Annotated in this window: 8 protein-coding genes and 2 tRNA genes; 8 read left to right on the top strand and 2 right to left on the bottom strand. The window is 56.7% G+C overall.

What is annotated here, in order from left to right; genetic code table 11:
- The 5 genes from KA261_00050 to KA261_00030 all read left to right on the top strand — a co-directional run bounded on the left by KA261_00050 (position 1) and on the right by KA261_00030 (position 4,214).
- On the top strand, positions 1–1,119 hold the full coding sequence (locus KA261_00050; GenBank protein MBP7696180.1) for a hypothetical protein: 1,119 nt from the start codon (positions 1–3) through the stop codon (positions 1,117–1,119).
- Positions 1,120–1,259: 140 nt separating this feature from the next.
- Positions 1,260–1,344 (top strand) — tRNA-Tyr (locus tag KA261_00045).
- Between the two features lie 106 nt (positions 1,345–1,450).
- A complete protein-coding gene (locus tag KA261_00040; protein ID MBP7696179.1) occupies positions 1,451–2,824 on the top strand; it encodes an MATE family efflux transporter in 1,374 nt (457 codons plus the stop codon).
- A gap of 26 nt (positions 2,825–2,850) precedes the next feature.
- The gene (locus tag KA261_00035; protein MBP7696178.1) at positions 2,851–3,627 is read left to right on the top strand and encodes a sulfite exporter TauE/SafE family protein; all 777 of its coding nucleotides are present in this window, start codon (positions 2,851–2,853) and stop codon (positions 3,625–3,627) included.
- A gap of 119 nt (positions 3,628–3,746) precedes the next feature.
- Positions 3,747–4,214: a hypothetical protein gene (locus KA261_00030; protein ID MBP7696177.1), complete on the top strand. Its 468-nt coding sequence runs from the start codon at positions 3,747–3,749 to the stop codon at positions 4,212–4,214.
- 18 nt (positions 4,215–4,232) lie between these two features.
- Here the strand turns inward: KA261_00030 and KA261_00025 are convergent, their stop codons facing one another.
- Positions 4,233–4,547 (bottom strand): methylated-DNA--[protein]-cysteine S-methyltransferase, encoded by a 315-nt coding sequence (locus tag KA261_00025; GenBank protein MBP7696176.1) that lies wholly within the window; start codon positions 4,545–4,547, stop codon positions 4,233–4,235.
- A gap of 565 nt (positions 4,548–5,112) precedes the next feature.
- On the opposite strand from KA261_00025, the gene KA261_00020 reads away from it, so the two are divergent.
- Both KA261_00020 and KA261_00015 read left to right on the top strand, forming a co-directional pair.
- On the top strand, positions 5,113–5,919 hold the full coding sequence (locus KA261_00020) for a hypothetical protein (GenBank protein MBP7696175.1): 807 nt from the start codon (positions 5,113–5,115) through the stop codon (positions 5,917–5,919).
- A 916-nt stretch (positions 5,920–6,835) separates the two neighbouring features.
- Complete coding sequence (locus KA261_00015) at positions 6,836–9,340, top strand: hypothetical protein (protein MBP7696174.1); 2,505 nt, start codon at positions 6,836–6,838, stop codon at positions 9,338–9,340.
- Between the two features lie 167 nt (positions 9,341–9,507).
- On the opposite strand, the gene KA261_00010 is transcribed toward KA261_00015, so the two are convergent.
- Positions 9,508–11,121: an ATP-binding protein gene (locus tag KA261_00010; protein ID MBP7696173.1), complete on the bottom strand. Its 1,614-nt coding sequence runs from the start codon at positions 11,119–11,121 to the stop codon at positions 9,508–9,510.
- 395 nt (positions 11,122–11,516) lie between these two features.
- On the opposite strand from KA261_00010, the gene KA261_00005 reads away from it, so the two are divergent.
- A tRNA-Leu gene (locus KA261_00005) sits at positions 11,517–11,602 on the top strand.
- Positions 11,603–11,659 lie beyond the last annotated feature (57 nt).

The following is an 11,659-nucleotide window of genomic DNA, read 5'->3' as shown; positions in this document are numbered from 1 at the left end:
ATGACCAGGCGATTGACCGTAACCAGAGACTGCGAAAGCACGACGAGCCAGGCGGGGGAGGCGATCAGCCCGTTTGAAATGGCCGCCTTGCTCGTGCGGAAGAAACGGCTGATCGGTTTGATCACGTGCGGGGCGATGCTCCTGGCCGGGGCGACCAGCCTGCTGATCCCGAACAAGTACGTCTCGACCGCGTCCATCCTGCCCTCCGGCGGGATCGACAAGATGGCCGACCTGAAAAGCCTCGCCGGGCTGTCGGGGATGATCACTCCGGCCGACGACGGCTCGGAGCTGTACCCGGTGATCCTGGCATCGCACACGATTCGGGATGCGGTCCTCGCGCCGGAATATGAGTATGAGGACGACGGCGAGGTGCGGCAGACGACGCTGGCGGCATATCTGGATGAGACGGATCCGGACAGACTCCGCGCGGCGCTGGGGGACATTACGACGGTGCGTCTGGACAAGAAGACCGGCGTAATCGATCTCGGCGTCGAGACCCGGTCGCCCGCGCTGTCGCAGGCGGTCCTCCGGCGGTACCTCGCCGAGCTCGAGTCGTTCAACCTTCACAAGCGCCGCACCCAGGCGGGTGAGCGGGCGGAGTACCTGGCCCGCGAGCTGGCCGAGCGGCAGGGCGGGCTGGCGGCGGCGGAGGATTCGCTGGCGGCGTTCCAGTCGGCCAACCGGGACTGGATGACCGCCGGGGATCCGGAGGTGGCCCTGATCCTCGGCCGCCTGCAGCGGGAGGTGGAAACGCGCACCCAGGCCTGTCTCTATTTGCTGCAGGAGTATGAGATTGCCAAGCTTGACGCCCGCAAGGACGTGCCGGTGGTGCGCATTCTCGACCAGCCCTCCCGGCCGACCCGGGAATCGTCGCCGCCACGGGCGCTGATCGTAATCGTCTCGGGGCTGCTGGCGTTTTTGGGCGCGGCCGGAACCGTGGTGGGGATCGAGGGACTCCGGCGGACGCGGGGCGGGCACCGCGCCGCTCTGCAAACGTTGCGGACCGACCTCACCCGCGAGTTTCCCCGGGCCAACCGGTTCGTTGGCCGGGTGTCGCACGCAGTTGCGGGACGTTGGGCCCGTCGCGAGGCGGGGGAGAAGACTCCGGTTGCCGGTTAGACCGGCGCGTGCATTTTGAGCGCTTTTGGTGTTGACGGGGGGGAGGGGAATAGGTATTATCGGGTCTGCCTCGGCCGGCGGTCGGTTCCCCTGGGGCCGGCGCCGGGCAAGCGGGGCATTGACAAGTCAGTCCGAGTTGCGGTGGGGTTCCCGAGCGGCCAAAGGGAACAGACTGTAAATCTGTCGGCGAAGCCTTCGGAGGTTCGAATCCTCCCCCCACCACCATATTGAAGCCCGCGCCCGCGGGCTTTTTCGCGGCGGGGCCGGTCGCCTCGTTGCCAAGGCCGCCCGGGGAGCGTATCTTGGGCCATTTGCCTCGGCGAATGACACCATGAAGCCGGCCCCTGAGCAGAAGCGCACCGATTACACCGAAGGCTCGATCCTCGGCGCCATCCTCAAAATGGGGCTGCCGTCGATGTTCGGGTTTCTCAGCCAGAGCATTTACACGTTCGCCGACACTTTCTGGGTCGCCCGTCTTCCGCAGAACGAGGCGGGGGTGGCGGCGGTCACGTTTTTCGGCAACATCCTCTGGGTCGTCTTCTCGTTCAACAACCTGGTCGGGCCGGGATCGGTGGCCGTGATCTCGCGGCGCTACGGCGAGAAAGATTTCGACGCGGCGGCGGGGGCGATCAAGGAATCGCTGCTGCTGAAGCTCGTTTTCGGGGCGGTTTTCGGCCTGGCCGGATGGCGGTTCGCTGAGCCGATGCTCCGCCTGGTCGGCGCGGAGGGGGAGGCGCTCGCCATGGGCGTGGCATACGGCCGGATCATGTTCCTCGGTGTGCCCGTCATGTACGCGACCTACACGATCTTCACGGCCATGCGCGGGGTGGCCAATCCGAACATGGCGATGATCCTCATGCTCGGCTCCAACCTGCTCAATATCGGGCTCGACCCGGTGCTCATGTTCGGCTGGTTCGGCCTGCCGGCGATGGGAATCCGGGGGGCGGCGGTTGCCTCGGTCGGGAGTTTCGCGCTCACGCTCCTGGTCGGTCTCGGGCTGTTCTACGGGGGGGCGGCGAATGTCCGGCTCACGCTGCGGGGGCAGACGCGGGTCGGCCTGACCACAATGTGGAGAATCGTGCGAATCGGGATCCCCTCGCTGTTCGGCGAATTGTCGTTCTCCGGTTCGCGCCTGGTCATCACGCCGCTGGTGGCGATTTTCGGCACGGCAGTGGTGGCCGCCTACGGCGTCGGACTGCAGGTGTTCGGATTCGGCATTTCGATGCTTGTCGGGATCGGGCTCGGGTTGTCGTCGCTCATCGGCCACACGGTCGGCTCCGGCAAAACGCAGCGGGCGCGCATCACCGGCGATCGGTCGGTGCTGCTCGGCATGGCTGTGCTGACGCTGTACGGCGCGATCGTCTTTGTCTTCGCCGGGCCGATCATGCGGCTCTTCTTTGATGCTCCCGAGACCGTCGGCCACGGGATAACACTGCTGCGGATATTCGCGCTCTCGTTCCCGGTCTTCGGGGCCTACGAGATGCTGGTGCAGATTCATTCGGGCGTCGGCCTCAACACGCCGGCGATGGTGGTGAGCATGGTCCACGGATGGTTTCTGCAGGTGCTGCCGATCCTCCTGCTGGTCAAGGTATTGGCCCTTCCGCAGGAGGCGATCTGGTGGACCCTGGCCGGCTCGGGAGTGCTGTCGGCCGGGGCCATGTACTGGTATTACCGCAAGGGGAAGTGGCTGACGGTGCAGATCTAGCCGCTGTCCCCGGGGAAAAAGACGCGATGGAATGGTATCTCTATCCGCTGGTGATCGCCGCCGGATTCGGCTGCGGGTTCATCAACACGCTCGCCGGCAGCGGCTCGCTCATCAGTCTCCCGCTGCTGATTTTCCTCGGCCTGCCGGCCAACGTCGCCAACGGCACCAACCGGGTCGCGATCCTCCTGCAGACGGTCGTGGCCGTCGACAGGTTCCGCCGCGACAAGGCGGTCGATCTGCGGCGGGGGTTGCTGCTGGCGCTGCCGGCGATCGCCGGCGCGGTCCTCGGCGCGCAGATCGCCGTCAATCTCAACGAGGACGCGATGGAGACGGTGATCGGCGTCCTCATGGTCGTCATGCTCGGGGTGGTGATTGTCCGCCCCCGCCGCTGGCTTACGGGAAGGCCGGAGATGCTGGGGCGGCGGCCCGGATGGCTGCAGGTGGCGGTCCTTTTCCTCATCGGGATCTACGGCGGCTTCATCCAGGCGGGGGTGGGAATATTCCTGCTGGCCGGGCTGGTGCTGGTCTCGGGGTACGAGTTGGTCGGGGCGAACGCCGTCAAGAACCTGATCGTGCTCGCGTTCACCGCGTTCGCCCTTGTCGTGTTCATCATCAACGGCCAGGTGGCCTGGCTGCCGGGACTGGTGCTGGCGGTCGGCAACATGCTCGGCGCCTGGGTGGCCGCCCGCCTGGCGGTCCGGCGCGGCGCAACCTTCGTGCGATGGATCCTCATCGCCGTCATCGTCGTCTCCGCCGTCGTGCTCCTGGACCTTCTCGCGGCCGTGCGCGGGCTGTTCGGCTAGGTCCGCCGGGCCGCAGTTTTCGATTGAATACCATGCGGGCGGGGGAGTATCATGGGTGTGCGGGCGCCCGGTCGCGAGGGCCTGTGGATCGCCCGACACTCATGCAAGGATGGTCGCGTATGCCGTTCTGTCCCAAGTGCCGTTTCGAGTATGAACCCAACGTCTCGGTTTGCCCCGACTGCGAGGAGAAGCTGGTGGCCGCCCTGCCGCCGCTCGACGAGGGGGAGGACCTGTCGGACGAAACCATGGACTGGGTGCATCTGGGCCGCCTGACCTCGCGCGAGTATGCGCAGATGCTGGCCGGCGTCCTGCAGTCGCGCGGCATCCCGAATGTCATCCGCTCGGGCGTCGGCTTTTTTGGTGTGACCGGCCAAATGGGGGTGTCGTCGTATTCCGCGGCCGGCGGCGGATACTCGGTGTTTGTCCCCGAGGAGTTCGTGGTTGCCGCCGATGTCGAGGCCACCGCGGTTCTCGGCGAGACGTGGAAGAAAGCCCGGCTGGTCGATGTCGAGGGGGCCGAAAGCGCCGACGAGGCGGGCGAGCCTGAAGAGCCCGAGGAGCCCGAAGAGTCCGAAGAGGAGCATTAGCTAACGTCTCAGCCGCCGCTAGGAGCGCGGCCGCCACTGGTACTTCGCCAAATCGAGACAGCCGAATTCATCGGTGACCACTCCTTCGTCGCGCAGCATCGCCTGCTGCATCTCGAATCCTCCGCCCCGCGGGAGTGCGATCCGCCCCTGCGCGTTGATCACCCGGTGCCAGGGGAGACGCTCGGTCCGGCTGGACGTATTCAGCGCCCGCACGACCTGTCGCGCCGCTCGCGGGTTGCCCGCCAGCGCGGCGATCTGACCATAGGTCGCCACCCGCCCCTTGGGAATGCGCTTGAGGGCCGCGATCACCCGTTCGTGAAATGAATCCGCCATTGCTTTGGCCTCCTGGTAGGGGGAAAGGTGACGCTTTCGACGGGGCCGTGTCAAGCGTTCGTATTCCCACGTCTGATCGGATTTGCCGCTTGCCTGAACGGGTAGTCCATAGCTCTGCTGTGCGAACCTAACGTTATTCACTCACGGTCATGTCCACGATGTCCATCGGTGAGGGCACGCCCTGCCGTCCCAAGTAGGGACTACAGCTCGATCATTTGCGGTCGCCGGGGCAAGGGCCCACAGCAGAGCTGTGGGCGACCAGCTCAGGCGGTTGTCGCATGCGGATACCACGGCAACCAGCGACGTTTTGGCTCTTGCGTATGCACCGCAGACCGTATAACTTATTGTTTGGCTATTAATTGCCGGAGTGGTGGAATGGCAGACACCAGGGACTTAAAAAGCGATCAGGACGATTCGGCAGGCGATTGACTCACAAGGCAATGCATTGTTGGCGAACGAATTAGCATGCGGAATCTCGCGTATTGGTTTGTATTGACTTGTATCGATTGTGACCGGCTACAGTCACAAATTGGTCACAGGCCTAAGAGTCCCTCACGATGGAATTATGGCGGTAGATTTCACCGACATCGACGCGCAAGCTATCGTCGACGACATGTGCGCTGAGTTCCGCCAGGTCGACGCACTTTTGGGTTCACCCAAGCATGGCCTGCCGACGAGCGTGCGCCGCTACATCGACTCCAGCCAGAGCCCACCCGTATTCCACATGACGCGGTACTTCCGGAATGTCGCCGCGTTGGATAAGTACGAGGCTTGTATCGAGCGACTGGATCCGTTCTTCATCGCGGTCGAGCATTTCACTGGCAAGGTTCAACTGCGCCGCACGACCGGTGCGGAATTGCCAAAGGCGTACGTAGACACGTTCTTCTGCTTCACGTTGGCGGACTCTTTTAGGTCGTCACTGGATATCTACTCAAAATTCATCGGCTGGTTTTTCGACTTCAAAGGCAAGGAGACCATGGGGTTCAATTACGGAGAGCTGGTGAAACCGCTTAGGCTGCACTCGCAACGATTGGCCGACGAGTGTAACGCGCTACGCAATTCATCGGAGTACGCGTTGCTGAAGTGGATCCGTGATGCCGAGAAACACGAGGGTCACGGGAAGACGATATTCAATCTCAACGAGACCGCGACGTCGTTCAGCTTGGTACTCAGACGGCCAGAGCCCATCGACATGGCCAACCTGGAACTTTCCGCGTACGTTTGCTTACGATCCTTTTTGCACCTTCTGCACACCACGTCGGTGGAACTCGAGCGCTGGCCACTCGGCTATCCATCCACGCGCGACAAAGTCGCGGAGATTGACGACGAAGGATACTTCCGAATACCGAGCGTTGGTCCAAAATCCACGTAAAGGCTATGTCGCAGCATTGAACCCACCCCACGCGCACTTGCCCCTCGCCAAGATGCTGATACCGACCACAAAGACGGCTTGTCCGCTGAGCTAGGCAGCGTACCATAGAGTCACGAAGAAGATGGCTAATGAGGCCAAATTGTGGTCGCGCTTTTACTCCGTAGGTCAGCCAAGAAGAGGTTGGATCCCAGAGAATTAGATCGGTATGCCATACAGACACCAGGGACTTTTACTCTCTTGCGCTCCGATACAGATCGGCGTAACTTGTTGCTGCGAAACATATCTGCCGGAGTGGTGGAATGGCAGACACCAGGGACTTAAAAAGCAATCCAGAAGACTTCACATCTGATTGATCAACAACACAATGGCCAATGCGGCAACAAAGTAGCTTCGGTGAGCTCAAGTGCCACTTTGGATGGCCCTGTATTGATTTGGACAGAAAGCAGCCACAAATCAGTCACAGGCGTCAAACTCTAGGCATATGTCTTTGTCTGCTCACATCGACGACTTTGAGTGTGGAAATGTCCAAGTTCACCTCCTTTCAGCTTGGTTCGTGCACAGAACGGGACTATCTTACCTCCTGTCGTCTTGAGCAGCGTGTCTATGGTGTGTTTGCTGTATCAAGACTTGGTTCAGCCCATTCTTCAGCCGAGCCATATGTCGCCTACTGAGGAGAACCGCTAAACGGCTGTGCCAGAAGTCTTGATGTGAACAGCAGCAGTCGTACGCTTGGTGCTTCGCACATCATCTCGACTTGGTAGAGGTGAAGGCATGCGGGTTGTTAAGGTTGGAACGGATTTGCAGAGGAGTAGCGTTCTTTTGTGGCGACAGAAGGTGGATCAAGCAACGCTACAAGTGATGCGCAATATCGAGAGAACGATTTGCAGCGCAACGTGGCATATGGAAGGTTAATCCTATGGCAGCAGCACTCGGTAAGAACAAGCCAATTCCACTATGGCGGCTGGTCACCGGCAAAGATAGGCCGGAGCAGGCTTTTGCAGAACTCTATGTCCAGTTGAAAAACCAAGTCTTCCAAGTGACGTTTGACAATGAGGGAAGGTTGGATTCGACTCCCAACATACCTGATAGACTGATTGACACTTACATCGCGAAGGAATTCAGGGAGGAGGGTTCGGGCGGAACATTTGGCAAGGCCAAGAATCTTGGGGGTGAATTCATCAACAAGTTGAGAACTCTCTTGGCCAAGAACAAGGAGTCTGAAGATCGTTTAACATACGAGCATGTGTTTACGGAACGCATTCATGCACCTTCAGACTCAAATGTCATATTGGTTGGTGATACAGGTTGCGGGAAGACTCATAAGCTGCGCTACATTTGGAGTAATTACCTCGAACGTTGCAAGGATTGCAGCTTGGACAAAGAATGCCCTTCCTACCCTAATCGCCCGAAATTTTACTTAAGTATTGATCCAAAGCAGCTGAAGAGCCGCGCAGGATTGTTCAAAAATGTGTTCAATGAGGTTGTTGGCGAGTTGCAACAGTCACTTAATGGTTCTTTCGAAGAACGCTACAGAGCCTTCATAGAACACTTGTTTCAGCTGGAAAGGCCCTCCCGGCAGGATTACTTCACTACGATGTTGCGCTATGGACTAGAGAGAGAGCACCCGAAATCCTTCCATCAGATTGCGGATGCAGTTCCCGACGATTCACTAATCGACCTTGTGAAGTTCGTCTTGCATTTCTGTGGATGGCTGAGAGAGCATCGTTGTAAGAACGAGCATCTATGTATGTTTATTGTGTTTGACAACCTGGATGCGTCACCGCAGGAAGTACAGGAGGCAATTGTTACGCTCCTGCTGGACGTAAATCAGAAGCAATACCCACTCATGATTGCTGCCTGCCGTCCAGAGACGTTAATCAACTGGAGATCTCGCAGGAGCACTGGTGATGTTGTTGAGCATATTGGTCCTACAGCTTATGAGGTCGTTCTTGAGCGGCTACGGGTGTACCTTGAGGAGAAAGACAAGGACATGACGCTCTTGGCAGACCGTCTCAAGAACATTCAGAGACCGGATGTGTTTATCAGTAACCTTAATGCCATTTACAGTAGGCTGAAACGACCACATTTCAGGACTTTCTTTGATTCCTACTTTGGCATACAAATCAGGGATGCAGTTGTATTTGCTCAGAGTATCGTAGACATAGCGGCTCAATGGGACGAACGTTACCTGACCGACCAAGTGTTGCGCTCGGATCATTCTCTGGAACGGTACATGCTGAATCCATGGGGTCTTAGGTCAAACAAACCGCACATTGCAAACGTCTTCGGATTCGGTCCTAAATACAAAGATCGCTTAGTTGGAATTAGGGTTCTGCAATATGTATATCAACAGGAGCAATACACCGTAAGAGTGAAGGATGTCTGCAATCACCTCAGCCTTTTCGGGCATGGGAATGAAGACACTCTACGTGCTCTGGGAAAGATGCTTCAGCGAGGGCTACTGTTGACCGTATCCAGAGAGAATTACGAATTGGGACCGTTTGAGGAGTGTCAAGGTGAATTGATCGAGAGGACTGCGACTGGAGACGGATTTCGAAAGAATGCCTTTTCGCTCAGCTACATAAGTACTGTGATGTACTCTACTCTGTGTCGAGATACAAATTATCCGCATTTGCGGGTAAGAAATGTGGGCGACCCAAGATTTGTTGAGACGCTGGCTATTCTTAGAGAGTTTCTCAGAGAGACTTGGCAGATTGAGCGTGTCGAGCTTGAGTCGGTACTCACAGATCCAACCAAGAGGCTCCAATATCTTGAAATATACGATGAAACTACGATATCCTATGAGCTATATATTAGTGTCATTCCTGTTATCGTAGAAATCGGGTTGTTCGAGCAAAGAAAGGGGTATTCCACCTATAAGGATGTTATTGATGGAGCATATGATTACATGAGTGACTTCAATATGGTGACCAATGCCATGAAATCGGAATTGCACATCGGTGCGGACCCGACTGAAGATCACAAGTATGTTCAAGCTGTGAACGACCTTGAGAAGGCTCCGAAAGAGAGTCGAGAGACCATAGAGAGTACTCTAAAGCAGCTGCAAGGGAGGATTTCATCACAAGACCCAGATCTGTGCGCCAAGTGGATTGATGCTCACTTTGATCTGCTTTGGGTGAACAAGCGATTGCGTCTTGACACCTCGACCCTCCTCTCGGGTTTCAGCTCGCAACTCAAACAATGGAACCGCGAGACAAACGGTGTCTTCGCACTAGAGCTAGCACGTGTAGCCTCACTTCAGGGTGAGAAAGATGAGGCCTTTGAATACCTGAAGGTCTCTATCGCAAAGGGAATCGTAACGCAGGACAAAGCGCAAGAAATTGCTGACCTTGAGTCCTTGCATACGGATCCACGTTGGGAAACACTGCTTGCCGCCCATCTGTCAGCAAGGCACGCATAGAATGTGATAGCGGTCCGGACGGCGGCGACCTCAGCACTCTTCATCAACAAACTCTTACTGGGGAGAACGACTGTCCACAATGAGCCTTCAGTTGCTCTTCGCGCAGTCAGACTTGCACTTCGTCGCAACTCCATATGACTTCTGCAGCTTGCGGCCTAGGATAGAAGCTATGCGGTCTTCTGATCTTCCACTGCTATTTCGTGTCTTCCCCATTCCTTCGGAAGACTTGCCCCGCCCTCGATTGTTCGACGAATCTGCAGATAGAAACGTCCAGTTGCATGGCTCGCCCATGGACCAATCATGTAACCTGTACCAAGCGACAGCTCACTTAGCTTGGCAACATGCGATGGAGTTAATTCCCAGCCGAATTCGTCTGACAGGCGCTTCAATTCAGTCCCCCCTCCCAATCTCATGAGAGCCACGTTTTCGCATTCAGACAATATGGCAGGATCTATCTTGTCCGGTCTCTGTGTAGCACACAGAAGAAACAAGCCGTACTTGCGACCTTCAGCAGCAACTCTCCTGAGTGAATCTGCCACCAGTTTCTCGCTACCCGATCTCGGTTGCCTTGGAGCGAGATTGTGTGCTTCGTCGACGACGACGAATGTTGGTACTCGCAGATCCTTCCTGCCATCTCTCTTGTCGATAATCGCCTGTTCCCACTCATGGTAAGCGCGGTCCCAGACCCAATTCAGAAGGTCAAAGGCAAAGACTCCCGCAACCGATTTGCCAGCAAAGGATGGCATATCCAATACAACGAGCTTCTGTTCAGATATCACCGTCTTGTCCACATATCCAGACTCCCGAACAAATCCCAACTTAAGGAGAGCCTGCCATCGGGAGAAGTAGTAGTGAACTACATCATCACTGACCTGCGAGGGTGTCTTGAGCAAGGACTCCACGGCACCGGCGATTCTGAGCTTCAGGTCGGCCTTGGCATGTTCCGTATCGATTTCGTCAGGAGACAGTGTTCTCCCGTAGACTATCTCCATGCCTTTGGCGAGCGTGTCGTTGCTTGCGGCAATCTGCTCCACCATCCTATCTCTTGGGTATGATCTGTATAACAGATCTCGAGTGCCCTGAGGATCGCTGACGACTTGGGAGTAAGTAGTCTGTGCCTCGAAGCAAAGATCGGTCGTCTTTGTCTTCACCAGAGAGCTGAGCCGTTCCAACGACGCAAGAGACCGGACGAACTCATGAATCAATGCCAAATCACCTTGCTGCGTCGTGGGAACGTCTTCGCAAAGAGCCTCAATCGTAATGTCTGGCCAGTAGAGTTGATATGTATTCGTCGCGTCACGTCGGTCGATTGCTCCAGCGTGAAGAATCACTCTGATCTTCTGCTTTGACCATGAATCGCTGAAGATTTCCGGTCCGCGCTCATAAGTTAACTTGCCTTCTTTTGAGGTGTGATCGTACTTCATTCCACCCTTTGTCCAAAGACCAACATCCACTTGATTGCACTGGCGAAAATCCGCGTTTGGATCGAGTATGAGAGCTCGACACTTTGTCTTGTTTATGAGTTCTTCGATGATTCGAGCAAGAAATGTAGATTTTCCAGAACCTGACCCCCCCAAGATGATCGTGTGTCTCTGCATGTCGATTGCCTTCACATTGATCTGAAGGTCAGCCGTGTCTCTCTCCAGCGGGAAGGTCTTGTGCTTGAGTGCCACAGTTGGAACAAAAGCGTGCGAGACCTGCCATCCGACAGCAAGTTCAATCTCCTTCAATTGAGTTTTCTTATTTGGTTTCTTCTTCGCGGCAGATGTGAATCCGTCCATTTTAGTGACTCCTCTGTCTATCTACTCTGTGCGACTCAGGTATGCTGATTATGTTGCGGCAAGTGATAGAGAATCAAGTGCTTTCTCCAATGGCGATCTGGAAATAGCGCCACGTATCTTCGAAGCGCCCGGTCTCACTCACGACAGAACCAGAGCTGCAGCGGATGACAGCAGAAGTCCCCATGCGCAGCAGGATGCCCACCCTCTGGGTGGGTTTCTTCTTGTATCGAAGTGACCGATTTGCGACTGTTTCCTTCCGCAAGCTAGTGGCAGACATTCCTCTGCTAGTCGGTGCGACGCCAGTGGCTTACAGACATCGGCCGCCGCTCACACGGGATAAAAAGTCCCTTGTGCCCATCGAAAACATCACCTAACTTCATGCCGTGTCATTGATTGCCGGAGTGGTGGAAGTGGTAGACACCAGGGACTTAAAATCCCTTGGCCCGTAAGGACCGTGCCGGTTCGAGTCCGGCCTCCGGCACTAACACGATAACCTGCAACCCGGTCCCGCGCTTTAGGTCCGACCGATGAAAAAACA

This window comes from Candidatus Zixiibacteriota bacterium, from assembly GCA_017999435.1.
Lineage (GTDB): Bacteria > Zixibacteria > MSB-5A5 > GN15 > FEB-12 > JAGNLV01.
The sequence above is the reverse complement of the archived record's forward strand: the minus strand, read 5'-3'. Positions and strand labels throughout refer to the sequence as shown.

Bases quoted from the DNA above. Each gene is read 5' to 3' on its own strand.
- KA261_00020 (MBP7696175.1), top strand. From the start codon at position 5,113: ATGGCGGTAGATTTCACCGACATCGACGCGCAAGCTATCGTCGACGAC.
- KA261_00010 (MBP7696173.1), bottom strand. From the start codon at position 11,121: ATGGACGGATTCACATCTGCCGCGAAGAAGAAACCAAATAAGAAAACT.
- KA261_00025 (MBP7696176.1), bottom strand. From the start codon at position 4,547: ATGGCGGATTCATTTCACGAACGGGTGATCGCGGCCCTCAAGCGCATT.
- KA261_00040 (MBP7696179.1), top strand. From the start codon at position 1,451: ATGAAGCCGGCCCCTGAGCAGAAGCGCACCGATTACACCGAAGGCTCG.
- KA261_00050 (MBP7696180.1), top strand. From the start codon at position 1: ATGACCAGGCGATTGACCGTAACCAGAGACTGCGAAAGCACGACGAGC.
- KA261_00035 (MBP7696178.1), top strand. From the start codon at position 2,851: ATGGAATGGTATCTCTATCCGCTGGTGATCGCCGCCGGATTCGGCTGC.
- KA261_00015 (MBP7696174.1), top strand. From the start codon at position 6,836: ATGGCAGCAGCACTCGGTAAGAACAAGCCAATTCCACTATGGCGGCTG.
- KA261_00030 (MBP7696177.1), top strand. From the start codon at position 3,747: ATGCCGTTCTGTCCCAAGTGCCGTTTCGAGTATGAACCCAACGTCTCG.